This is a genomic window from Streptomyces sp. NPDC031210 (assembly GCF_055570395.1).
Map to the genome: position 1 here is coordinate 56,067 of NZ_JBVIHH010000005.1, position 22,829 is coordinate 78,895.

Annotated in this window: 19 protein-coding genes and 1 pseudogene; 8 read left to right on the forward strand and 12 right to left on the reverse strand. The window is 73.2% G+C overall.

The genetic code is table 11. The features are described 5' to 3' along the window. Positions 1-990: 990 nt before the first annotated feature. The 3 genes from ACZ45Z_RS11635 to ACZ45Z_RS11645 all read right to left on the reverse strand — a co-directional run bounded on the left by ACZ45Z_RS11635 (position 991) and on the right by ACZ45Z_RS11645 (position 2,952). The gene (locus ACZ45Z_RS11635; protein WP_468360770.1) at positions 991-1,698 is read right to left on the reverse strand and encodes an LPXTG cell wall anchor domain-containing protein; all 708 of its coding nucleotides are present in this window, start codon (positions 1,696-1,698) and stop codon (positions 991-993) included. Between the two features lie 210 nt (positions 1,699-1,908). Next, on the reverse strand, positions 1,909-2,409 hold the full coding sequence (locus tag ACZ45Z_RS11640; RefSeq protein WP_468359977.1) for an ATP-binding protein: 501 nt from the start codon (positions 2,407-2,409) through the stop codon (positions 1,909-1,911). A gap of 174 nt (positions 2,410-2,583) precedes the next feature. Next, the gene (locus ACZ45Z_RS11645; protein ID WP_468359980.1) at positions 2,584-2,952 is read right to left on the reverse strand and encodes an STAS domain-containing protein; all 369 of its coding nucleotides are present in this window, start codon (positions 2,950-2,952) and stop codon (positions 2,584-2,586) included. Between the two features lie 248 nt (positions 2,953-3,200). Here ACZ45Z_RS11645 and ACZ45Z_RS11650 point away from each other — a divergent pair, with 248 nt between their 5' ends. Continuing rightward, on the forward strand, positions 3,201-4,157 hold the full coding sequence (locus tag ACZ45Z_RS11650; protein ID WP_468359983.1) for an RNA polymerase sigma factor SigF: 957 nt from the start codon (positions 3,201-3,203) through the stop codon (positions 4,155-4,157). 191 nt (positions 4,158-4,348) lie between these two features. Here the strand turns inward: ACZ45Z_RS11650 and hutI are convergent, their stop codons facing one another. The 4 genes from hutI to hutU form a co-directional block, all read right to left on the reverse strand. Further along, the gene (gene hutI, locus ACZ45Z_RS11655; RefSeq protein WP_468359986.1) at positions 4,349-5,530 is read right to left on the reverse strand and encodes an imidazolonepropionase; all 1,182 of its coding nucleotides are present in this window, start codon (positions 5,528-5,530) and stop codon (positions 4,349-4,351) included. 62 nt (positions 5,531-5,592) lie between these two features. Continuing rightward, positions 5,593-6,951, reverse strand: coding sequence for a formimidoylglutamate deiminase (locus ACZ45Z_RS11660; protein WP_468359989.1), 1,359 nt, complete (start codon positions 6,949-6,951; stop codon positions 5,593-5,595). Next, positions 6,942-8,180: an allantoate amidohydrolase gene (locus ACZ45Z_RS11665; protein WP_468359992.1), complete on the reverse strand. Its 1,239-nt coding sequence runs from the start codon at positions 8,178-8,180 to the stop codon at positions 6,942-6,944. Before ACZ45Z_RS11665 ends, ACZ45Z_RS11660 begins: the two co-directional genes overlap by 10 nt. Continuing rightward, a complete protein-coding gene (hutU, locus tag ACZ45Z_RS11670) occupies positions 8,177-9,877 on the reverse strand; it encodes a urocanate hydratase (RefSeq protein ID WP_468359995.1) in 1,701 nt (566 codons plus the stop codon). Before hutU ends, ACZ45Z_RS11665 begins: the two co-directional genes overlap by 4 nt. Before the next feature lie 235 nt (positions 9,878-10,112). Between hutU and ACZ45Z_RS11675 the strand changes: the two genes are divergently transcribed. The 5 genes and pseudogenes from ACZ45Z_RS11675 to ACZ45Z_RS11695 all read left to right on the forward strand — a co-directional run bounded on the left by ACZ45Z_RS11675 (position 10,113) and on the right by ACZ45Z_RS11695 (position 14,742). After that, positions 10,113-10,619 carry a hypothetical protein gene (locus tag ACZ45Z_RS11675; protein ID WP_468359998.1) on the forward strand — a complete coding sequence of 169 codons (507 nt, stop codon included), beginning with the start codon at positions 10,113-10,115 and terminating at the stop codon, positions 10,617-10,619. Next, a complete protein-coding gene (locus ACZ45Z_RS11680) occupies positions 10,616-11,005 on the forward strand; it encodes a transcriptional regulator (RefSeq protein WP_468360001.1) in 390 nt (129 codons plus the stop codon). The genes ACZ45Z_RS11675 and ACZ45Z_RS11680 overlap by 4 nt, the downstream gene beginning before the upstream one ends. 152 nt (positions 11,006-11,157) lie before the next feature. Next, positions 11,158-11,976: pseudogene (locus ACZ45Z_RS11685) on the forward strand (ABC transporter ATP-binding protein); the annotation flags it as partial. Between the two features lie 322 nt (positions 11,977-12,298). Further along, positions 12,299-13,315: an ABC transporter permease gene (locus ACZ45Z_RS11690; RefSeq protein ID WP_468360004.1), complete on the forward strand. Its 1,017-nt coding sequence runs from the start codon at positions 12,299-12,301 to the stop codon at positions 13,313-13,315. Between the two features lie 59 nt (positions 13,316-13,374). Continuing rightward, entirely contained in the window at positions 13,375-14,742 is a 1,368-nt protein-coding gene (locus tag ACZ45Z_RS11695; protein ID WP_468360008.1) for a type III PLP-dependent enzyme domain-containing protein, read from the forward strand. Positions 14,743-14,975: 233 nt separating this feature from the next. Here the strand turns inward: ACZ45Z_RS11695 and ACZ45Z_RS11700 are convergent, their stop codons facing one another. From ACZ45Z_RS11700 to ACZ45Z_RS11710, 3 genes are all read right to left on the reverse strand, one after another. Continuing rightward, the gene (locus ACZ45Z_RS11700; RefSeq protein WP_468360011.1) at positions 14,976-15,614 is read right to left on the reverse strand and encodes a hypothetical protein; all 639 of its coding nucleotides are present in this window, start codon (positions 15,612-15,614) and stop codon (positions 14,976-14,978) included. Positions 15,615-15,825: 211 nt separating this feature from the next. After that, positions 15,826-16,824 carry a MurR/RpiR family transcriptional regulator gene (locus ACZ45Z_RS11705; RefSeq protein WP_468360014.1) on the reverse strand — a complete coding sequence of 333 codons (999 nt, stop codon included), beginning with the start codon at positions 16,822-16,824 and terminating at the stop codon, positions 15,826-15,828. Between the two features lie 204 nt (positions 16,825-17,028). Beyond that, entirely contained in the window at positions 17,029-17,610 is a 582-nt protein-coding gene (locus ACZ45Z_RS11710) for a dihydrofolate reductase family protein (RefSeq protein ID WP_468360017.1), read from the reverse strand. A 214-nt stretch (positions 17,611-17,824) separates the two neighbouring features. Here ACZ45Z_RS11710 and ACZ45Z_RS11715 point away from each other — a divergent pair, with 214 nt between their 5' ends. Next, positions 17,825-18,349 (forward strand): STAS domain-containing protein, encoded by a 525-nt coding sequence (locus tag ACZ45Z_RS11715; RefSeq protein WP_468360020.1) that lies wholly within the window; start codon positions 17,825-17,827, stop codon positions 18,347-18,349. Between the two features lie 44 nt (positions 18,350-18,393). On the opposite strand, the gene ACZ45Z_RS11720 is transcribed toward ACZ45Z_RS11715, so the two are convergent. After that, a complete protein-coding gene (locus tag ACZ45Z_RS11720) occupies positions 18,394-19,395 on the reverse strand; it encodes a sigma-70 family RNA polymerase sigma factor (protein ID WP_468360023.1) in 1,002 nt (333 codons plus the stop codon). Positions 19,396-19,615: 220 nt separating this feature from the next. Here ACZ45Z_RS11720 and ACZ45Z_RS11725 point away from each other — a divergent pair, with 220 nt between their 5' ends. After that, positions 19,616-21,019: a purine-cytosine permease family protein gene (locus tag ACZ45Z_RS11725; protein ID WP_468360026.1), complete on the forward strand. Its 1,404-nt coding sequence runs from the start codon at positions 19,616-19,618 to the stop codon at positions 21,017-21,019. A 378-nt stretch (positions 21,020-21,397) separates the two neighbouring features. Here ACZ45Z_RS11725 and ACZ45Z_RS11730 read toward each other — a convergent pair whose 3' ends face one another. After that, the gene (locus ACZ45Z_RS11730; protein ID WP_468360029.1) at positions 21,398-22,786 is read right to left on the reverse strand and encodes a cystathionine beta-synthase; all 1,389 of its coding nucleotides are present in this window, start codon (positions 22,784-22,786) and stop codon (positions 21,398-21,400) included. Positions 22,787-22,829 lie beyond the last annotated feature (43 nt).

Sequence of the window (22,829 nt, forward strand, 5' to 3'; positions counted from 1 at the left end):
ACGGCGCGGGGCGGCGGACGGGACGGCGGTCCGGCCATCGCCCTCCGCACACGGCGTCGCGCCCCCTTCCGCCGCCTCACCGCGTTCCTCCGCCTCCCCGCCCCGGCCCCGGCGCCGTACAACCGCCCAGCCGCCCGCTCCCGCCGTCACCAGGGCGAGCGCCGCCGCGGCCGCCGCGCCCCACGGGACCGCGGTGTAGGTGGCCGTGGCCGTACCGCGCGCGCCGCCCTCGGCGGTCACCGTGAGCCGCACCTTCGCCGTGCCCAAAGCGGGTGGATCGGGCCATTTCTCGGTGCGTTGGAGGCGCCGGCCCGGCGGCAATTCGACCGGCAGGGCGCGGGCCTCGGGGCGGGGCGATGGCCCGTCCGCACCGTCGGCGCGTACCGCCAGGCGCGGCCGGAGGACCGTGTTACCGCGGTTGACCAGCGTGTACGCGATGACCGCGGCGCTTCCCCGCCCGCTCACCGACACGTTCTCGACGGTCAGCGCGGACAACGCCGGTCCGGTCACCCGTAGATAGACCGGTACGCGGGCGGTCGCGCCGGCGCCCGTCGCGACGAGCAGCGCGGGGTGGTCGCCGGGGCGCGCGTCCCGGGGCACGGTGGCCGTGAACGGCACGCCGGCGCGGGTACGCGGCGGGATGCGCACCTCCTTGGCGGCCGGCGCGATCCACGCCCCGGCGCCGGAGCCGTGGTCGGCGGCGCGCAGCCGGAGGGTGACGGTGTGTCGGGAGGGGTTGGTGAGGGAGAGCCGGTCGGTCATGACGGCGCCCGCCCCGCCTTCCAGGTAGAAGTACGGGCGGTCCCGCGCGCCGGGCCGGGCGCCGTCGGCGGGCGCGGGCACGGCCGACCAGCCGGTGCCGGAGGTGGGCGCGGCGAGGGGTGCGGCGGCCGGCCGGGCCCCTGCCGTGGCGGGGCACAGCAGCACGGCGACGGCCGCGAGGCCCGCGCCGGCGAGCCCTGTGCGGGTACGGAACGGCATCGGCGGCTCTCAGACCGGACGCTGGTGGCGGCGGGTCAGCCAGAGCGCGCCGGCCGCGCCGGCCAGCAGGACCGTCCCGCCGAGGGTGCCCAGCGCCACGGCGGAGTCCGCCGGTCCGGTCTGCGGCAGTCGGCCACCGGAGGAACCCGCGCCCGCGCCCCCGCTCCCGCCAGAGCCGCCGCTTCCCTTGACGTCCAGGGTGAGCGAGGGACCGGGACTGTTGCTCGGCGTGCAGGTGGTGGTGGTCCCCAGGGCCTTGATGGTGAGGGTGGAGGCCGTGAAGGTGACCTTGCCGCTGCCCTTGGGCGTGTACGTACCGCTCAGGTCGCTGATCTTGATCGGGGTGTTGGCCGGAATCGCCTGGTCATTGGGGGGCCCGGCGACCGCGACCGTGCCGCTCTCGGCCCCGCCCAGTTTGATCAGCGCGCTGGGCTTCATCGCCCCTTTGCCCAGCTCGACGGGGCTGGAGGAGACGCCCTTTTGGAAGGACATGACCAGCTTGTACGCGCTGCCGCCAGGCGTCGCCTTGATGTCGATGGGCGATACGGCGCCCTTGTTGCCGATCGGGGTCTTGCACTGGTAGTTGACGTCGACGACCGCGGCGTGGGCGGCCGGTGCGGTGAGCATCACCGCGGATCCCGCCGTCATCGCCGCCGCCGCGGCCAGGCCGGCGGTGCGGCGCGGACGCCGGCCGTGCTGTTCGTGGAAGCGGGCCACGTCGAGTTCCCCTTCTCCCGGAGAGCGCACCGCCGAACGCTGCTGACGGCGCATCAGATTGGCCGTCAAGGTACGCCGGGGGCCTTGCCGAGGGAAGGCACATCACAGCCCCGATCGGGGCGGGGACCACCACGCGGGGAAATCCGGCCGGGCGCACGAAAAAACGCGGGCCCACAGGCCCGCGCTCACCTCTCCCGCTCCGCCGCGTCCTCAGGACGGTGCGGCGAGCTCCGCCCAGACGGTCTTGCCCGTGCCGTCGGGGTTGCGTACGACACCCCAGTCCAGGCAGAGGCGCTGCACGATGAACATGCCGTGCCCGCCGGGGCGCCCCGGGCGGTGCGGGCTGCGCGGCGCCGGTGAGCCCGCGCCGAGGTCGCTGACCTCCAGGCGCAGCATCTTCGAGCTGCACCGCAGCCGCAGCTCCTCCGGCCCTTCGGCGTGCAGGCAGGCGTTGGTGACGAGTTCGGAGACGACGAGCAGCACATCCTCGGCCGCGGCCCGCTGGTCGGCGTTGGCGGCCGGCAGCCAGCCCCAGTCGTGCAGGCCCTGCCGGGCGAAATCGCGGGCGCGCGCCACGGCACCCCGGGTGCCGGCCAGGCGCAGGCGGCGGATCTGGCCCACCGGGATCGCGGCCGGGACGGCGGCTGAGGCGCCGGCGCTACCCGGTTCCGGGCCGAGATCGCCCGGCGGGTACGGCCGGGTGGTGCTCATCAGCGCTTCACCTCACCGATTCGCCTTTTCACGGACAACAGCTACCTGACTGAGTTCAACGGATTCAGATGTCTCCTGCCCGAGCGGACCGTGAGAACACCCACTTCTTGGGTACGGAAGTTGTGACACGGACTACGTGCCCGGAACGCAACCTTCCGGACACTCCCGTCACCGTCAGTCGGCCAGTGCCGCGCCGAGGGAATCGTGCACCGTGAAAACCGCCTCCGCGCCGGTGATCTCGAAGACCCGGGCCACCACCGGCTGCATTCCGGCCAGGTGAACCCCGCCCCCCACGGCTTCCGCTTTCAGGCGCGCACCGAGCAGCACATTGAGTCCCGTGGAATCCATGAATTCAAGGGGTGAGCAATCCACCACAAGGCGTGCGTATCCGTCGTCCACGCAGCCTTCCAGTGACTCACGCAACAAATCCGCGGTGTGGTGATCAAGCTCACCCGCGACGGTCACGATGGCGCTGGTGCCGTGATGCCGGATCACGACGTGAAGCCGGCCCCGGCTTGCACTGTCGACCGTCCCGCGGTCCATGCGCGCGCACCCCTCTTGCTGTCTCGACGACTGATTTGCTTACGACTGCGCGTGTCGAACCCTACGCCCTCACGCCGCGTACGGGTAGCTGAACAATCGGCATATAGCGCGAAATACGGACAACACGCACTTGCCATCTTCGGGCAAAGCCAGGTAGGCAAGAACAGACACATTCGACACGGCCGGCTTTGGAGGCGCCGCACACCGCAGCTTCACGTAGAGGCATCGGCAGCCATATGCCGAGAACGATGGAGGACACCATGTCACCCCGGCTCGACGAAATGCGCACCGCTCATACCCGGCAGCACGCGTCGTCGACACCCCCGTCCGACCCGACCGGGCAGATCCCTTCCCAGTCGCTCCCCGTCGAATCAGAACTGGCGGAGATCGCTGAGAACGAGACCGACGCGCTGCCTGAGATCCCGCCGTTCGACGAGGTGGGTCCGGTGGATGCGAGGGCCCTGTCCAAGACCCTCTTCGAGCGCCTGGAATCGCTTGAGGAAGGCACCCACGAATTCGCGTACGTCCGTAACACCCTGGTCGAGCTCAATCTCGCCCTGGTGAAGTTCGCGGCCTCCCGGTTCCGCTCCCGCAGCGAGCCCATGGAGGACATCGTCCAGGTCGGCACGATCGGCCTGATCAAGGCGATAGACCGCTTCGAGCTGAGCCGTGGCGTCGAGTTCCCGACGTTCGCGATGCCGACGATCGTCGGCGAGATCAAGCGTTTCTTCCGCGACACCAGTTGGTCGGTGCGCGTACCGCGGCGGCTGCAGGAGCTGCGCCTGGACCTCGCCAAGGCCGGCGACGAACTGGCCCAGAAGCTGGACCGCGCGCCCACCGTGCAGGAGCTCGCCGAGCGCCTGGGCATCACCAGGGACGAGGTCGTCGAGGGGATGGCCGCGAGCAACGCCTACACGGCCAGCTCGCTGGACGCCCAGCCCGAGGAGGACGACAGCGAAGGCGCGCTGGCGGACCGGATCGGCTACGAGGACAACGGACTGGCGGGCATCGAGTACGTCGAGTCCCTCAAGCCGCTGATCGCCGAGCTCCCGCCGCGCGACCGCAAGATCCTCTCGCTGCGCTTCGTCGCCAACATGACGCAGTCGGAGATCGGCGAGGAGCTGAACATCTCCCAGATGCACGTCTCCCGGCTGCTCTCCCGCACGCTGGTGCGGCTGCGCAAGGGGCTCATGGTCGAGGAGTGAGCGACCGCGGTCGCCCGCCGGTCACCGACCGGTAGCCGCCCGCGCGGAGGAGGGCCTGCCCCGAGCATCGCTGGGGACGGGCCCTCCTCTGCTGGGGTGGGCGGGAAGCCGGGGCGCCGGTAGCCGCTCGGTCGCAGAGCGTGCTGGTGGTTTTCGGGCGCGCCGCGCACCGCCCCGACCCAGGCCGCCGCTCAGACGCGCACTCCCCTGTGCCACACGTCCGTCACGAGCGGTACGCCCGGCCGGTAGGCGAGGTGGACGTGTGAGGGCGCGTCCAGGAGGGCGAGGTCGGCGCGGGCGCCCGGCGTGATCCGGCCGACGTCGGTGCGGCGCAGGGCGCGGGCGCCGCCCTCGGTCGCCGACCACAGGGCCTCATCGGGTGTCATCCCCATGTCGCGGACGGCCAGCGCGACGCAGAACGCCATGGAGCTGGTGAAGGACGAGCCGGGGTTGCAGTCGGTGGACAGCGCGACGGTGGCGCCCGCGTCGAGCAGTCGGCGCGCGTCGGGCCACGGGGCGCGGGTGGAGAACTCCGCGCCCGGCAGCAGGGTGGCGACGGTCCGGGACTGCGCGAGGGCGTCGACGTCGGCGTCGGTCAGGTGGGTGCAGTGGTCGGCGGAGGCGGCGTCGAGCTCGACGGCGAGCTGGACGCCGGGGCCGTGCCCGAGCTGGTTGGCGTGCACCCGCGACTGCAGGCCCCTGGCCTTGCCGGCGGTCAGGACGGCCCGGGCCTGGTCGCCGTCGAAGGCGCCCTTTTCGCAGAAGACGTCGATCCAGCGGGCGTGCGGCGCGCAGGCGTCGAGCATCGGGCCGGTGACGAGGGCGACGTAGCCGGCCGGGTCGTCGGCGTAGTCGGGGGAGACGATGTGGGCGCCGAGGAAGGTGACCTCGTCGGTGTGCGCGGCGGCGATACGCAGCGCGCGGGCCTCGTCCTCGACGGTGAGCCCGTAGCCGGACTTGGTCTCCTGGGTGGTGGTGCCCTGGCGGAGCGCTTCGGCGAGGTAGCGGGCGACGTTGGCGTGCAGGGCCTCGTCGGTGGCGGCGCGGGTGGCGGCCACGGTGGTGCGGATGCCGCCGGCGGAGTAAGGGCGGCCGGACATACGGGCGTTGAACTCCGCGGTGCGGTCCCCGGCGAAGACCAGGTGGGAGTGGGAGTCGACGAAGCCGGGGACGGCGGCGCGGCCGGCGGCGTCGACGGCGTTGTCAGTGGCGGGTGTTTTGCTTGACGCACCGACCCAGGCGATGCGGTCGCCGTCGATGACGACCGCCGCGTCCTGGATCAGACCGAGGGGGCCTTCACCGAGGGAGGGGTCGTTGGTGACGAGCTGGGCGATGTGGGTGATGGCGGTGGTCGGCGTGGAGGTCGTCGTCATCGCGGGGGTGTTCTCCTTCTGCGGCTCGGGGCACGGCGGGCTCGGCGCGGGGGCCGGGCGCGTCAGCCGCGTACGGCGGCGATGGCCGCGGCGAGTGCGGCGGGCACGTCGGGGACGAGGGTGTGCCGCCCGTCCCGGACGATCTGCCGGCCGCCCACGACCGTGTGGCGTACGTCCGCCGCGGAGGCGGCGAATACGGCCGTTTCGGCGCCCAGTCGGGGCAGCGGTCCGGCGGTGCGTACGGAGTCCAGCGCGATCGTGGTGAGGTCGGCGAGCGCCCCTGGTTCGAGGGTGCCCGCGTCGTCCCAGCCCAGCGCCGCGTGTCCGTCGGCGGTCGCGGCGCGCAGCAGGGCGGCGGCCGTCCAGTGGCCGCGGGTGCGGGTGCGCAGCCGCTCGTCGAGTTCCATGGCGCGGGCCTCTTCGAGCAGGTCGATGACGGCGTGGCTGTCACTGCCGAGGGAGAGGGTGCTGCCCTCGGCCTGGAGCCGGGCGGCCGGTCCGATGCCGTCGGCGAGGTCGCGTTCGGTGGTGGGGCACATGCACACGCCGGTGGCGCTGCCGCCGAGCAGGGCGATGTCGTCGGCGGTGAGGTGGGTGGCGTGCACGGCGGTGGTGCGGCGGCCCAGGGCGCCGTGGTCGGCGAGCAGTTGGGTGGGGGTGCGGCCGTGGGCCTCGTGGCAGGCGTCGTTCTCGGCGGTCTGCTCGGACAGGTGCACGTGCAGGGGGGCCCGGCGCTCCCGGGCCCAGTCGGCGACGGTGCTGAGCTGATCGGCGGGGACGGCGCGTACGGAGTGGATGGCGGCGCCGACGCGGGCGTGCTCGCGGCCGTCCTTGAGGGCGTCGGCGCGCTCGGCCCAGGCGTCGGCGGTGCCGTCGGAGAAGCGCAGTTGGTGCCGGTTGGGCGGGGTGCCGAAGCCGGCGGAGAGGTAGGCGGTGTCGAGGAGGGTGATGCGGATGCCGGCGTCCGCGGCGGCCGCGATGAGGGCCTCGCCCATGGCGTTGGGGTCGGCGTAGCGGGTGCCGCCGGGGGCGTGGTGGAGGTAGTGGAATTCGCCGACGCAGGTGACGCCGGCCAGGGCCATCTCGGCGTAGACGGCGCGGGCGAGGGCGTAATAGGTCTCGGGGGTGAGCTTGTCGGCGACGCCGTACATCACCTCGCGCCAGGTCCAGAACGTCCCGGAGCCGACCTGGACGGTGCCGCGCAGGGCGCGGTGGAAGGCGTGGCTGTGGGCGTTGGCGAGGCCGGGGAGGGTCAGGCCGCGCAGGGTGACGGCGCCGGGCGGCGGGGCGGCGGCCCCGGTGCGGACCGCCGTGAGGCGCCCGTCCGCCACGTCCACGGTGACGCCCGGCTCGACGTGCGTGCCGAGCCAGGCGTGTTCGAGCCAGTACGTCGTCGGTGTTGCCTGCGGCGTCAGCGGCACGCCAGCCCCTCCAGTACGTCGGCGAGTGCGGTGACCCCGGCGACGCAGTCGTCCTCGTCGGCCGCTTCGGCGGGCGAGTGGGAGACGCCGGTGGGGTTGCGTACGAACAGCATGGCGGTGGGGACGGTGCCGGACAAAATACCGGCGTCGTGGCCCGCGCCGGTGCCGAGGACGGGCACCGCGCGCTCCGCTCCCTTGCCGAGGATGGCGCCCAGTTCGTCGCGCAGGGCGTGCTCGAACTCCACCACCGGCGTGAAGGATTCGCGAACGACGTCCAGGTCCACTCCGTCGCGTGCGGCGCGCTCGGCGGCCGCCCGTTCGATGCCGTGGATGACGGTGTCGAGGGTGTCCTGGTCGGCCGCGCGGGAGTCCAGCCAACCGCGGACGAGCGAGGGGATGGCGTTGACGCCGTTCGGCTCCACGCTGATCTTCCCGAAGGTGGCCAGGGCGCCGGCCAGCCGGGCCTGTTCCCGGGCGGCGAGCACGGTGGCGGCGTAGGTGAGCATCGGGTCGCGCCGGTCGTCGAGGCGGGTGGTGCCGGCGTGGTTGGCCTCGCCGCGGAAGTCGAACCGCCAGCGGCCGTGCGGCCAGATGGCGGAGGCGATGCCCACGGCGTCACCGGAGAGGTCCAGGGCGCGGCCCTGCTCGACGTGCAGCTCGACGAACGCGCCGATCTTGGCGAGCCGCCCAGGGTCCGGGCCGATGGCCTCCGGGTCGTATCCGGCCCGTTCCATGGCCTGCGGCAGGGTGGTGCCGTCGCCGTCGCGCAGTTGGTGCGCGGCCTCGGCGGTCAGCGCTCCGGCGGCCAGCCGGGAGCCGACGCAGGCCAGTCCGAAGCGGGCACCTTCCTCGTCGCCGAAGTTGACGATCGCCAGCGGCTTGCCGGGCTCGGCTCCCCGGCGGCGGAGTTCGTCGAGCGCGGCGAAGGAGGAGACGACGCCCAGCGGCCCGTCGAAGGCGCCGCCGTCGGGCACGGAGTCGAGGTGCGAGCCGGTGACGACGGCGTCGCCGTCGGCCACGTCCTGAGAGGTGCGTGCGCCGAGCCAGGCCCACTGGTTGCCGTTGCGGTCCAGCTCGTAGGCCAGTCCGCGGGCCTCGGCCTGGGCCCGGAACCACGCCCGGCAGTCGGTGTCGGCGGCGGTCCAGGCGTAGCGGCGGTAGCCCCCGGAGGAGGAGTCGCGGCCGAGGGGCCGCAACTCCTCCCACATCTCGTGGAACGAGGAGGTCACGCGTCCCCGCTTCCGGCCCGGCCGCCCGCGGTCCCGGCGTCGTCGCCCTCGCGCATCGGGATGCGGACGCCGCGCTCGGCGGCGACCTCGTCGGCGCGCTCGTAGCCCGCGTCGACGTGCCGGATGACGCCCATGCCCGGGTCGTTGGTGAGCACCCGGCGGATCTTCTCGCCGGCCAGCGGTGTGCCGTCGGCGACGGTGACCTGGCCGGCGTGCAGCGAGCGGCCCATGCCGACGCCGCCGCCGTGGTGGAGGGAGACCCAGGAAGCGCCGGAGGCGACGTTGACCATGGCGTTGAGCAGCGGCCAGTCGGCGATGGCGTCCGAGCCGTCCTTCATGGCCTCGGTCTCGCGGTACGGCGAGGCGACGGAGCCGCAGTCGAGGTGGTCGCGGCCGATGGCGAGCGGGGCGCGCAGGGTGCCGTCGGCGACCATCTCGTTGAACCGCTCACCGGCCTTGTCGCGCTCTCCGTAGCCGAGCCAGCAGATGCGGGCGGGCAGGCCCTGGAAGTGGACGCGTTCGCCGGCCAGTTTGATCCAGCGGGCCAGCGATTCGTTCTGCGGGAAGAGGTCGAGGATCGCCTTGTCGGTGGCGGCGATGTCGCGGGCGTCGCCGGAGAGCGCGGCCCAGCGGAAGGGGCCCTTGCCCTCGGCGAACAGCGGGCGGATGTAGGCGGGTACGAAGCCGGGGAAGGCGAAGGCGCGGTCGTATCCGGCGAGTTGGGCCTCGCCGCGGATGGAGTTTCCGTAGTCGAAGACCTCGGCGCCGGCGTCCATGAAGCCGACCATGGCCTCGACGTGGGTGGCCATCGACTCGCGGGCCCGCTGGGTGAAGTCGGCGGGCTTTTCGGCCGCGTAGGCGGCCATGTCGTCGAAGTCGACGCCGAGGGGGAGGTAGGCCAGCGGGTCGTGGGCGCTGGTCTGGTCGGTGACGATGTCGATCGGCGCGCCCTCGGCGAGCATCCGGGGCAGCAGCTCGGCGGCGTTGCCGAGGAGGCCGATGGACAGCGGTTTGCGCTGGTCGCGGGCCTCGACGGCGAGCTGGAGGGCGTGCTGGAGGTTGTCGGCCCGTACGTCGAGGTAGCGGTGCTCGATGCGGCGTTCGATGGCGCGCGGGTCGCAGTCGATGCAGATCGCGACGCCGTCGTTCATGGTGACGGCGAGGGGCTGGGCGCCGCCCATGCCGCCGAGGCCGGCGGTGAGGGTGATGGTCCCGGCGAGGGTGCCGTTGAACTTCTTGGCCGCGACGGCCGCGAAGGTCTCGTAGGTGCCCTGGAGGATGCCCTGGGTGCCGATGTAGATCCACGAACCGGCCGTCATCTGGCCGTACATGGTCAGGCCGAGGGCCTCCAGGCGCCGGAACTCCTCCCAGTTGGCCCAGTCGCCGACGAGGTTGGAGTTGGCGATGAGCACGCGCGGCGCCCATTCGTGGGTCTGCATGACGCCGACCGGCTTGCCGGACTGGACGAGCATCGTCTCGTCCTGCTTGAGCGTGGTCAGGGTGCGCACCATCGCGTCGAAGGAGCGCCAGTCACGGGCGGCCTTGCCGGTGCCGCCGTAGACGACGAGCTGGTCGGGGTGTTCGGCCACCTCCGGGTCGAGGTTGTTCTGCAGCATGCGCAGCGCGGCTTCCTGCTGCCATCCCCGAGCGCTGAGCTCCGTACCGCGCGGTGCCCGCACGGGTCGCGGTCCCGACATGGGCCGTGCCTCCCTGACGTCGAATGGATTGAGCTATTCACATATTGGCGTCACTGAATATCACTAGTCAACAGGGCGCGGCGGGGCGCCCGGCGCGAGGCGCGACAACCGGCCGCGCCACCCGACCCTGACAAAACCCCGAGACCACCGATTTCGACTTGCCCACTCGGAAAGCCGGTGCTAACTTTCCCAGCAGGCAAGTCAACGGGGAAATCGTCTTGGGGAGGCGAAGGTCATGAGCACATCGGTGGACGCCGAGCAGGCCTGGAAGGATCTACAGCGCATCCGGGTGCCGCAGGAGCGCGTGTACGACGAGGTCGAGCGCACCGCGTCGGGGGATGCGGGGGCGACCTATGTCACGGCGGCGATCATGTGGGTCTTCCTGGCCAGCCTGGGGCTCGACCTGCCCCGGTGGGGGTTCTGGCTGGTGCTCGCCGTTTACGTCGCCCTGCTGGGCACGCTCGGCGTGATCTACAACCGCAGGACCCGCGTGCGGCTGCACCGCTCGCGCCACACCTGGCGGTCCTTCGCCACGTTCCTGGCGGGGATGGTGGTGACCGGCGGGACGATCCTGGCCTCCGGCCGGCTCGCCGAGTGGCTGGCGCTGCCGTTCGCGAGCCTCTATCAGGCCACCGTCTCGACGGCCGTCTTCGTCCTGTTCGTGGGCCCCGCCAACCGCTGGGCGATCAGCTCGCTGCGCGGCCGCCGCACCACGGCGGCTCCCGGGAGGGCGGTCCGGTGAGCACTCCCACGGGTTTCGACGAACTGATCCACCCCGCCACCCGGCTGTCGGTGGTGGCGCTCCTCGCGGCCACGGAATGGGCCGACTTCCCGTTCATCCGCGACAGCCTCTCGCTCAGCGACTCGGCGCTGTCCAAGCAGCTCCACACGCTGGAGGAGGCGGACTATCTGGAGATCCGCAAGGAGGGCGGCGGCCGCAAGCGGCGTACGAAGGTCCGGCTGACGGGCCGCGGCCGGGCCGCGTTCGAGGGGCATGTGGCGGCGCTCCGGGCCATCGTCGAGGGCGCCGGGCCCGCGGCCACCGCCGGCCGGGCCACCGCCCCCGCGGGCGAGTCCGCCCCCGGGGCCGCGGCCGGATCCGCGCACCACGCGGAGGCGAGCCGATGACCGCAACCCGATCCACACCGGCCCGGCCCGCCACGTCCACGGCGTCTTGGGGAACGAAGGCGGCCGGCGGACCTGAGCCGCACCCGGGCGAGGCGGTCTCCGTGCCGCAGCCCGCGTCCGGCCCGCCCGTGATCCACGTGCGTGACCTGCGGATGGCGTACGGCGCCAGGGACGTGCTGCACGGCATCGACCTGGAGATCCGCCGCGGGGAGATCTTCGCGCTGCTCGGCCCGAACGGCGCCGGCAAGACCACCACCGTCGAGATCCTGGAGGGCTTCCGGCAGCGCTCGGCCGGGGAGGTCCGGGTGCTGGGCACGGACCCGGCGCGCGGCGACGACGCCTGGCGCGGCCGGATCGGCATGGTGCTGCAGTCCTGGCGCGACCACCGCCGCTGGCGCGTCGCCGAGCTGCTGGCCCACTTCGGCGTGTACTACCCGCACCCGCGCGACACGGCCGAGCTCCTGGCCCTGGTCGGCCTCGGTGACCAGGCCGACCGGCCGGTGGAGCGGCTCTCGGGTGGACAGCGCCGACGCCTGGACGTGGCCCTCGCCCTGGTCGGCCGGCCCGAACTCCTCTTCCTGGACGAGCCGACCACCGGCTTCGACCCGGAGGCCCGGCACGATTTCCACGCCCTGGTCGAGCGGCTCGCCCGCGAGGAAGGCGTCACGGTCCTGCTCACCACGCACGACCTGGTGGAGGCCGAGCGGCTGGCCGACCGGCTCGCGATGCTGGTCAGCGGCCGTATCCGGGCCTGCGGCACCCCCGCGGAACTGGCCCGGCGGGCCGCCGCGCACGCCGAGGTCCGCTGGACGGCCGCCGACGGCACGCCGCGCCGCGAGCGCACCGGGGACCCCTCCCGCCTGGTCTGGGAGCTCCACCAACAGGCGACCGATCCGATACCCGGCCTGGAGGTCCGCCGCCCGACGCTGGAGGACACCTATCTGCACATGCTCCACCAGGACGACGTCGGCACGGGACGAGGCGGGGGCCGCGGGGCGGACCACGGCGGAGATGGCGGGGCGGACCACGGCGGAGACTCCGGCGCGGGCCATGGCGGAGACCCCGGGGCCGACCACGGCGGAGACGGCGGGGCGGACCACGGCGAACAGGAGGCGAGCCGGGATCGCGGCCGGGACGGCAGCCGGGCTGGGGCCGGTAGCCGGACCGGCGGCCCGGCCGGGGGCGCCGTCGAGGACGGCAGCCGCACCGGAGCGGGCACGGGGAGGAGCACGCGGCATGACACGTGACATGACTCGCGGCACGACTCGCGGCACGAGCATGAGGGGGACACAGATGACGGAGACAGCTCACCGGAGGGCGGCGGGGGACGCGGTCGAGGGCGACGGCGGGGCCGACGGGGTGTACCCGGCGGCCCGGCAATCCCGGCCCGTTCAGGGGGCGGGCGCGCCTCCCGTGGCCGGGCGCGGCGGCGGGCGGAGTGACCGGCGCCCGCGCGCCGCCCGGCGGCACTGGCGGGCCGGGTTGCTGCGCGGCCGCATCGAAGTGCGGCACCTGGTCCGCAGCCCCAAGGAGATGACCGGCCATCTGGTCAACGTGGTCGTCGCGCTGCTGCTCGCCGGCTATCTCAGCGGCCGGGTGCCCGGCACCCACGTCCCGATGGCCCATCTGACGCTGGCGGGCTTCGCCGCGTACCTCCTCTTCCAGCTCGGCCTGGTCAATCTGCCGCAGATCCTGGTGACCGAGCGGGAAGAGGGCGCCCTGCTGCGGCTGCGTGCCACACCCGGTGGCATACCGGCGTATCTCATCGCCAAGTCGCTGCTGGTGGTCGTGATGGCGCTCGGCACACTGACCGTCCTGCTGGGCGCCGCCGCCCTACTCGTAGACGGCCCGCTGCCGCACGGCGCCGGCGGCTGGCTGACCCTCGCATGGGTCAGCGCCCTCGGACTGCTCGCCGTCGTCCCGCTGGGCGCCGCCATCGGCGCGGTGCTGCCCAATCCCCGCGAGGCACTGGCCTTGATCATGCTGCCCGTGATGGGGCTGCTCACCACGTCGGGAGCCATGTTCCCGCTCACCTCGCTGCCGGAGGTCGTCCAGCGAATAGCCTCGGTCTTCCCGCTGAAGTGGATGGCGCAGGGCCTGCGCTCGGCCCTGTTGCCGGACGCCGCGCGGGCCGCCGAACCGGCAGGCTCCTGGGAGCTGCCGACGGTCGCCCTGGTGCTGACCGCCTGGGCCGTGCTCGGCTTCCTGCTCGCCGTGCCCCTCCTGCGCCGCGCCGCCCGCCGCGAGTCCGGCTCCCGCCTGTCCGAACGGCACCGCAAGGCGGGGCTGAGCGGGGCGCGGGCGGCGTGACGGGCCCGGGCGCCGGCCACGCGTGGCGCGAGGACCCCACCCAATGATGGAGTTGCCTCATGACTGGCCCTGTGACCGGCCCGGTGGCCGGCGCCCTGACAGATCCGGACCGAGACCGTGCCGTGCGGGCGGCCGTCGCGCAGGGGCTCGTGAGCCCCGACGAGCCCGTGGCCGGACTTCTCGACGTCACCGGCATCCGCCGGTCGGCGCGTGAACTGCGCGCCGCCTTCGAGGAGTTCACCGCCCCCGGGACGGAGGTGCTGCACGCCTTCGCGGTGAAGGCCGCCTCCCTCGTGCCCGTGCTGCGGCTGCTCGCGCAGGAGGGCCTCGGCTGCGAGGTGGCCAGCCCCGGCGAGCTGGCGCTGGCCCGAGCCGCGGGGGTGTCGGCCGGCCGTACGGTGCTGGACTCCCCCGCCAAGACCCGCGCCGAACTGCGCGAGGCGCTGGCCCTCGGCATCGCGGTCAACGCCGACAACCGCGAGGAACTCGACCGTATCGACGCTCTGATGGCGTCCGGGCCGAGCACCGCGCCGGTCGGTCTCCGGGTCAATCCGCAGATCGGCGTCGGCAGCATCGGCGCGATGAGTACCGCCACGGACACGTCGAAATTCGGGGTGGCGCTGCGGGACGCGGGTGCGCGCGAGTGGGTCGTACGGTCCTACCTCGACCGCCCGTGGCTGACCCGGCTGCACGCCCATGTGGGCTCGCAGGGCATGCCGTTGGAGTTGATGGCCGAGGGCGTGCGGTCCCTGTTCGACCTCGCCGAGGAGATCAACGGGCGGGTGGGACGGCGGCAGATCACCACCCTGGACATCGGGGGCGGGCTGCCGGTCAACTTCGCCTCGGAGACCGTCACCCCGACCCACCGCGAGTACGCGCGGCTGCTGCACTCGGTCGTGCCCGGCCTGTTCTCGGGGCGGTACGGCATCGTCACCGAGTTCGGCCGCTCACTGCTTGCCAAGCACGGCACGGTCCTGGCCCGCGTCGAGTACGCCAAGACGGCCGGTGGCCGACCGATCGCGATCACCCACGCGGGCGCCCAGGTGGCCACGCGGACGGTGTTCGTGCCCGACGCCTGGCCGCTCCGGATCGCGGCCTACGACGGCGAAGGGCGGCCCAAGCCGGGTGCGCCGGTTTCCCAGGACATCGCCGGACCGTGCTGCTTCGCGGGCGACCTGGTGGCCGAGGACCGTCTCCTGCCCCTCCTGGAATCCGGCGACCACGCCGCGCTCCTGGACACCGGCGCCTACTACTTCTCCACCCACTTCGCCTACAACTCCCTCCCCCGCCCCGGCATCTACGGCTACGCCACCGACCCCGAAGGCACCGTCCGCTTCGCGACCATCCGCACCGCGCAGACCCTGGAGGAACTCACCGCGGAGAGCGGCGCCGCGCACGTGAACGCGCTGCGCGAGCTCGGATGCTGAGCGAGGTCGGACAGGGAGCGGCAGGCGGGCCGGACCACACGCAGGCCCGTCCTCCGCCCAGCGGCCAGGCCCCCCGCAGGCAAGCCCCGACACCGGCTTCCTGCCTGCGGGGCGGGCCTGGCACACCAGAGGTTCGTCCCTCCCGGTCCTACACCGGCTTCCTGCCTGCGCGGCGGGCCCGATTCCGGCCCCGCGGGCACGAAGCCCCATCCCCGCCCCGCGAGCGGGAAGCGCTACCCCCGCCCCGCAGCCGCCGGTGACGGGCGGTGGGTGGTGCCGCGTCGCCGAGTGCGGGTGCCGCCGCGTGGGGTCCGGGCGCGGGCGCCGCCCGGGGCCGCGTCTCCGGCTGCCGGTCCGGTGGTCAGGTAGCCGCGGACGTCCTTGCCCGCCGGGCCGCCGCGCGTGGCGGACTCGGTGCGGACCCACAGCAGCGCGTCGTGTTCGCGTTCCCAGTGGCCCAGCCACAGCGCCTTCGCCCACAGCCCGAGCCCGGCTCCGGCCATCAGCAGCCCGCCGGCGGCGGGCAGGGCGAACGACGAGCCGACCGCCGTCAGGAAGGCGAGGAGCACCCACCAGCGGTGGGACCGTCGCCACAGGCGGAGGGTGACCGCGCGGTCCTGGAGGATGGCGGCCTTGCCCGCGCGCGACGCCCCGCCCGCGAGGGCCGTATAGCGACCGCGGCGCGCCATGAACACCACGAAGGCGGTGACCACGAACAGCGCCGCACCCGCCCACAATCCGATCCGGCGCCCGGCCAGTCCCGGCACCAGCGTGCCGATGCCCGCGGCCAGCAGCCCCGGCCACCACAGCCGGCCGGCCGGCGCCCGTACGATCACCGCTACCCGCGCCAGCGCATATGCTCCGCGTCCCACGACAGACCTCCTCATCCCGAGACCGCCACGTCACAGCCGTGAACCGGCAGGGCCCGTAGCGCCCGGCTCCCTGAGCGCCGGTGCGGCTCTACGGCAACGCTCTGCCGGTATGGCTCCACGGCGGCGGATCGTAGCGAGCCCCGATGAGGATTTCCTGAAAACGAGCCCGCACGTCACTCCGCGACGGCGTCCGCTCGCGACGGGCGGAGCCTCACTCCACGAAGAGCCCGCGGGCCGCCGCCTTCGCGTCGAATTCCTCCAGGCGGGCCTGGGCGTCCGGCAGGGCGTCGCACATCGCCTCCAGCAGGACCCGGCCCAGCAGCATGGGGGCGCAGGCCGTGTCGAAGGCCAGGCCGGTGCCGACGGGGGCCGGCAGGAGCAGGTCGGTGTGGCGGGCGACGGGGGCGAATGCGCTGTCGGCGACGGTGACGACGGTCAGGCCGGCCGTACGGGCGTACTCCAGGGCTTCGACAACCTCGCGGGGGTGGCGGGGCAGCGCGAAGCAGAGGAGGACGGTGGCGCCGGCGCGTACGCAGGCGTCGATGCGGTCGGTGAGCAGGGTGCCGCCCTCGTCCAGGAGACGGACGTCGGGGTGGACCTTGCGGGCGAAGTACGTGAAGCCGGCGGCCTGGGCGGTGGCGGCGCGCAGGCCGAGGACGGGCAGGGGGCGGGAGCCGGCGAAGAGGCGGCCGGCCTCCATCACCGGCGTCGGGTCGGCCAGGGCGGCGGCGAGATGGCGGAGGTTGTCGATCTCCGCCTGGACGGCCTGCTGGTACTCGTTGTACGCGCCGGCGCCGTCCGGCTGCTCGGCGGGCGCGACCTCGCGCAGGTGGCGGCGGAGCGCGGGGTAACCGTCGAAGCCGAGGGCGACCGCGAAACGGGTGACGGAGGGCTGGCTGACACCGGCGAGCTCGGCCAGTTCGACGCTGGAGAGGAACGGCGCGTCGGCGGCCCGGCGCACCATGCAGTGCGCGATCCGTCGCTGGGTCGGCGTCAGCCGGTGCCCCTCGAAGAGCTTCTGGAGCCGTGCCGCGGTGTCGTGCGTGCCCCGGGCGCCCGGCGCACCGTGCGCCCCACCGGCACCGGCCGTACCGACCGCACCGCCGGCATCGCCCGCGCCGTTGCTGGTCCCCGGCAGCGTCCCGCCCGCCGTGTCCGTGCCCGCGTCACCGACCGCGCCGTTGCCGCCGTTGTCCCCGTCCCCGCTCATCGCCTCTTCCTCCCGGCCCGGTCGGGGGCCTTGTCGTGCGTCGACCGACTGGTCGACAGACTGTACGGAATTCCCGGCCCGCGCCGGTCCGGCGCACGCCAGAGCAATCCGTACGAGCCCGCGGGCCCCGCCGCACACCGGGCCGAAGAGGTAGGACGAAGAGGTAGGAACCGCCCGCCCTCCTGCTTGCTCTCCTTGCTTGCCCTACTGCTCGCCCTCCCGCCGGCCCTCCTGCTTGCCTTCCGTCTTCTCCTCCGGCGTGTAGACGAGCGACAGCACGCCCGTGCTCAGTGTCGCGCTTTCGGCCAGCCGCAGCGGGATCCGGCCGTCCTCGTCGAACAGTCGCTTGCCACTGCCGACGACGATGGGGTGAAGGAGCAGTTGCAGTTCGTCCAGCAGTCCCGCCGTCAGCAGCGACCGCACCAGGTCGATGCTGCCGATGACCGCGATGTTCTTGCCCGGCTCCCGCTTGAGGCGGGCGAGTTCGGCCAGCGGGTCCGGACCGCCGACCACCGTGGAGTTCTGCCACTCCGCCCGCTCCAGGGTGCCCGAGACCACCAGCTTGGGCGTGTTGTTCATGTGGTCGGCGATGTCGTCCTCGCTGTTCGGCCAGTACGCGGCGAAGAGCTCGTACGTCTTGCGGCCGAGCAGCATGGTGTCCGCGGCGTCCATCTGGGCCTGGACGACGGCCCCCATCTCGTCGTTGAAGTAGGGGAAGTGCCACTCCTGCGGCGCCTCGGCGACGCCGTCCAGCGAGACGAACAGGCCAGCGGTGATCTTCCTCATGATCCGGTCCCTTCGTTGCGGCCACCGGGTCGGTGGCCGTTCAGGAAGTCAGACCGTGCCACCCGCGCGAACTCATCGGCCCGCGCGACACCCGTTCGTTCCGGGTGACGCCCCGCCCGCGCGCCGCCGATGAATTCCACCGCCCCGGCCGGTCTCTCCTACGGGCGCCGCCTCCCGTCGGCGTCCGCACCCCGCCGGCGACAGGAGGCCGACCGTGCCGCCCGACCCCAGGACGGTCATCTGGCCTCTCGGCCCGTCGCTCACCCCCGCCGACATCCCGGCGCTGTGCGACCGCCTCCGCCTGCTCCTGAGCGCTCACCCGCAGACCGCGGTGCTCTGCGACGTCCACGCCCTCCGCGCCCCCGACCTGACCAGCGTCGAGGCGCTGCTGCGCCTCCAGCTCACCGCCCGCCGCCTCGGCGCTCCCGCTGTCCGGCTGCACCGGACCTCCGAAGCGCTCCGCCTCCTCCTGGCCCGCACCGGCCTCTCCGAGGCCCTGCCCACCACCGGGAGCACCGGCACCGCCGATACCCCCACGGGCACCGCCACCACCACGCCCACCGGCGCCCCCACGGCCACCGCCACCACGGACGACGCGCCCCAAGCGGCCCGCTGCGCCTCGGGCCCCACGCGCCCCACAAGTCCCACGACCCCTACGGGCCCCACACACCCGACGACGCCCCCGACACCGTCCCCCCCCCCGACCACTAACCCCCGGCCACCTCAGCTCAGCCCTTGAACCCCTCCGGCCTCACACCACCCCCGCCTCACACCACCCCGGCGTCACACAACCTCCGCCTCATACCGCTCCGGCAGCCCGAACAGCGGGAACAGCCGCTCGGTGTCCAGGAAGGAGTTGAGCGCGGTGATCCGCCCGCCGGACATCTCGATCACCTGGAGCGCCCACGGCGTGCCGTCCGCGCGGTACTGCCCGAACGCGGGCCGGCCGTTCGCCGTACGGGGCACCAGATGCGAGCCCCGGCAGCCGCAGCCCGGTCCCAGCATCCACTTCACGATGTCCTCGCGGCCGCGCAGCCACAGCTCGTACGGCGGCATCGACAGCGTCGAGTCCTCGTGGAGCACGGCGGTGAGCGCGTCCATGTCGAACCGTTCGAACGCGTCGACGTACCGCTTGAGCAGCGCCCGCTGCTCGTCGTCCAGCGGCTGCGCCGGGCCGGTGGTGGCGCTGTCCTCGGACGCCGCGAGGGTGGCGCGGGCCCGCTGCAACGCGCTGTTGACCGACGCCACGGAAGCGCCGAGCAGCTCCGCGACCTCGCTCGCCGACCAGCCGAGCACCTCCCGCAGGATCAGAACCGCCCGCTGCCGGGGCGCCAGCCGCTGGAGCGCGGAGATGAAGGCCAGGCGGACCGACTCCCGGGCCACGGCCTCCTCCGCCGGGTCCGCGACGGCGGCCAGCACCCGCCCGTCCGGCACCGGCCCGATCCAGGTGGCCTCGGGCAGCCCCGTCCCGACGGGTGTCTCCACGCTCGACGGGGAGGCGAGGTCCATCGGCCGGGCCCGCCGCCGGCTGCCCTTGAGCAGGTCCAGGCACACGTTGGTGGCGATGCGGTACAGCCAGGACCGCATCGACGCGCGCCCCTCGAACCGCTCGAAGCCGCGCCAGGCCCGCACCATCGTCTCCTGGACGGCGTCCTCGGCCTCGAAGGCGGACCCGAGCATGCGGTAGCAGTAGCCCGTCAGTTCCGTACGGTGCGCTTCCAGCCGCTCCGCCACCTCATCCGGTGACTCCGTGCGGCTGCCGCCCTCCGCCGTGACCTCACTCATCGCCAACCCGCCCATCCGCCCGTCGGCCGACCCCCGGTCCCGCGCCCGCCGACGCTACCGGAGCACCCCGCACCAGTCTCCTCCTTCCACGAAGCCCCCGCAGGAGCCGACGCAGCCCCCCACCCCCCAACCCCCCAACTCCCCAAGTCCCCAACTCCCCCCATTGACCCGCCTTTCACCACCCTGGATCCTGCATGGACCCATACAGGGAGGCGCGTACATGCCAGGCGTGGTGGAGCAACGCTCGATCGACGTGGTCCCGGACGACGAACGGCACGGCGGTGCCGTCAGCCAGTTCACCCTCTGGCTCGGCGCCAACCTCCAGATCACCGCCGTCATCACCGGCGCGCTGGCCGTCGTCTTCGGCGCGAACGCCTTCTGGGCGGTGATCGGGCTGCTGACCGGCAACCTGCTGGGCGGCGCGGTGATGGCGCTGCACTCCGCGCAGGGCCCGCGGCTGGGGCTGCCGCAGATGATCACCTCGCGGGCGCAGTTCGGGGTGCGCGGCGCGGTGGTCCCCCTCGCGCTGGTCATCGTGATGTACATCGGCTTCTTCGCCAGCGGCAGCGTCCTGGCGGGGCAGGCGGTCGGCGAGCTGACGCATCTGGGCCACACGCCCGGCATCCTCCTCTTCGCGGCCGTCACCGCCGTCGTCGCCGCCGTCGGCTACCGCCTCATCCACGCCCTCGGCCGGATCGCCGGCCTGGTCTGCGCGCTCGCCTTCGTCTGTCTCGGCGTCCGCCTGCTCCAGCGCGCCGATCTCGCCGACCTCCTCCACGACCGCGGTTTCGCCCTGCCGGTCTTCCTGCTCGCGGTGTCCCTGTCGGCGTCCTGGCAGCTCGCGTTCGGCCCGTACGTCGCCGACTACTCGCGCTACCTGCCGCGCCACACCTCGGCCCGCGCCACGTTCTGGTGGACGCTGTCCGGCTCGGTGCTGGGAGCGCAGTGGTCGATGACGTTCGGCGCGCTGGCCGCCGCCGCGGCACCGACCGCCTTCGTCGGGCACGAGGTCACCTACCTCGTGGGCCTCGGCGGGACCGGCCTGACCGCCTCGTTCCTCTACTTCGTCATCGCCCTCGGCAAGCTCACGATCAACGTCCTCAACACCTACGGCGGCTTCATGTCGCTGGTCACCAGCGTCAGCGGCTTCCGTGGCCGGCGCACCCTCGCGCCGCGCGGCCGCGCCGCGTACATCGCCGGGATCATGGTGGCCGGCACCGCCGTCGCCCTCCTGGGCAAGGACTCCTTCCTGACCGCCTTCAAGGACTTCCTGCTCTTCCTCCTGGCGTTCTTCACCCCCTGGTCGGCGATCAACCTGACCGACTACTACCTGATCTCCAAGGAGCGGTACGACATCCCGGCGCTGAGCGATCCCGCCGGCCGCTACGGAGCCTGGAACGGCCGGGCGCTCGCCGTCTACGCCACCGGCGTCCTCGCCCAGCTCCCGTTCCTGGCCACGCACTTCTTCGCCGGCCCGCTGGTGGCCCCGCTCGGCGGCGCCGACATCTCCTGGCTGGTCGGCCTCGCCGTCCCCGGCGTCCTGTACTGGGCCGTCACCCGCCGCGACACCGCCCGCCTCGTCCCGGCGGAGGACGGGCGGGTGGCGTACGGGCAGGCGGAGTAGCCGGAGTAAGGGGAGTAACCAGAGCAGGCGGAGCAACCGGCGCGCCCGAGCTCCGCACGGGCGGGGAAATAGCGCGGGGACCGCCGCACCCCGGCCGGAGCCGGAGTCGGGACGACGGCGGTCCCCGCGAGGGCGCGACCCGGGTCAGGGCCGGTCGTCGCATCCTGGCGACGTGGAGGTCCGGGAGCCGCTCCGGAGGTCCGTGTCGCCGTGGTCACTACTGTGCCGGACGCGTGTTAAGCGCGTGCTGCGGGCACGTGACGGCTCCGTGCACCGCGCGGCGACCGCCCTTTGCCGTACGGCCATCTGACGCCGTGACGGCTACGGAACGGGCGGCCACCGCTGGGTCGGCGCTGCCGAACGGGCGGGTCCGCGCGGCTACTTGGCGACCCCGCGCGCCAGGTAGGCGAGCAGGTCCTGCCGGCTCACCACGCCCTTCGGCTTGCCCTCGACCAGGACGATCGCCGCGTCGGCGCCTTCGAGGACCGTCATCAGATCGCCTACCGCCTCGCCGGAGCCGACCTGCGGCAGCGGCGGGCACATGTGCTTCTCCAACGGGTCGGCCAGGGACGCCCGCTGGGTGAACAGGGCGTCGAGCAGTTCCCGCTCGACGACCGAGCCGACGATCTCGGCGGCCATCACGTCGGGGTGCCCGGCGCCCGGCTTGACGATCGGCATCTGCGAGACGCCGTACTCGCGCAGCACCTCGATCGCCTCCCCGACCGTCTCCTCGGGGTGCATGTGCACGAGCGAGGGCAGCGCGCCCTCCTTGTGCTCCAGCACCTCGCCGACGCGGGCGGCGGTGCCCGTCTGCTCCAGGAAGCCGTAGTCGGCCATCCACTCGTCGTTGAAGATCTTCGAGAGGTAGCCGCGGCCGCTGTCCGGCAGCAGCACGACCACGACGTCGTCGGGTCCGAGCCGCTCGGCGACCTCCAGACCGGCCACCACCGCCATACCGCAGGAGCCGCCGACCAGCAGGCCCTCCTCCTTGGCGAGCCGCCGGGTCATCTGGAAGGCGTCCTTGTCCGACACCGCGACGATCTCGTCGGCGACCTCGGGGTCGTAGGCGGTCGGCCAGAAGTCCTCACCGACGCCCTCGATCAGATACGGGCGCCCGGAGCCGCCGCTGTATACCGAGCCTTCCGGGTCGGCGCCGATGACCTTGACCCGGCCCTCGCTCGCCTCCTTCAGATAGCGGCCGGTACCGCTGATCGTGCCGCCGGTGCCGACCCCCGCGACGAAGTGGGTGATCCGCCCGCCGGTCTGCTCCCACAGCTCGGGACCGGTGGTCTCGTAGTGCGAGCGCGGGTTGTTGGGGTTGCTGTACTGGTCGGGCTTCCAGGCTCCGGGCGTCTCGCGGACCAGGCGGTCCGAGACGTTGTAGTAGGAGTCCGGGTGCTCGGGGTCCACGGCGGTCGGGCAGACGACCACCTCGGCGCCGTAGGCCCGCAGCACATTGATCTTGTCCGTCGACACCTTGTCGGGGCAGACGAAGATGCACTTGTAGCCCTTTTGCTGGGCGACGATCGCGAGTCCCACGCCGGTGTTCCCGGACGTCGGCTCGACAATGGTGCCGCCGGGCCGCAACTCACCCGACTGCTCGGCGGCCTCGATCATCCGCACCGCGATCCGGTCCTTGACCGATCCGCCGGGGTTGAAGTACTCGACCTTGACCAGGACTGTTGCCTGAATCCCTCGAGTGACGTTGTTGAGCCGCACGAGCGGGGTGTTGCCGACTAGCTCAATCATCGAATCGTAAAACTGCACGGTGGTCTCCGCGGTCGGGGGCACGCTGTCCTGCGCCCGTCCA

What these genes read in the sequence shown, in the direction of transcription:
- ACZ45Z_RS11710 (WP_468360017.1), bottom strand. Translation starts at nt 17,610, where the DNA reads ATGAGGAAGATCACCGCTGGCCTGTTCGTCTCGCTGGACGGCGTCGCC.
- ACZ45Z_RS11675 (WP_468359998.1), top strand. Translation starts at nt 10,113, where the DNA reads ATGAGCACATCGGTGGACGCCGAGCAGGCCTGGAAGGATCTACAGCGC.
- hutI (WP_468359986.1), bottom strand. Translation starts at nt 5,530, where the DNA reads ATGACGACGACCTCCACGCCGACCACCGCCATCACCCACATCGCCCAG.
- hutU (WP_468359995.1), bottom strand. Translation starts at nt 9,877, where the DNA reads ATGTCGGGACCGCGACCCGTGCGGGCACCGCGCGGTACGGAGCTCAGC.
- ACZ45Z_RS11645 (WP_468359980.1), bottom strand. Translation starts at nt 2,952, where the DNA reads ATGGACCGCGGGACGGTCGACAGTGCAAGCCGGGGCCGGCTTCACGTC.
- ACZ45Z_RS11705 (WP_468360014.1), bottom strand. Translation starts at nt 16,824, where the DNA reads ATGAGCGGGGACGGGGACAACGGCGGCAACGGCGCGGTCGGTGACGCG.
- ACZ45Z_RS11640 (WP_468359977.1), bottom strand. Translation starts at nt 2,409, where the DNA reads ATGAGCACCACCCGGCCGTACCCGCCGGGCGATCTCGGCCCGGAACCG.
- ACZ45Z_RS11695 (WP_468360008.1), top strand. Translation starts at nt 13,375, where the DNA reads ATGACTGGCCCTGTGACCGGCCCGGTGGCCGGCGCCCTGACAGATCCG.
- ACZ45Z_RS11650 (WP_468359983.1), top strand. Translation starts at nt 3,201, where the DNA reads ATGGAGGACACCATGTCACCCCGGCTCGACGAAATGCGCACCGCTCAT.
- ACZ45Z_RS11690 (WP_468360004.1), top strand. Translation starts at nt 12,299, where the DNA reads ATGACGGAGACAGCTCACCGGAGGGCGGCGGGGGACGCGGTCGAGGGC.
- ACZ45Z_RS11725 (WP_468360026.1), top strand. Translation starts at nt 19,616, where the DNA reads ATGCCAGGCGTGGTGGAGCAACGCTCGATCGACGTGGTCCCGGACGAC.
- ACZ45Z_RS11720 (WP_468360023.1), bottom strand. Translation starts at nt 19,395, where the DNA reads ATGAGTGAGGTCACGGCGGAGGGCGGCAGCCGCACGGAGTCACCGGAT.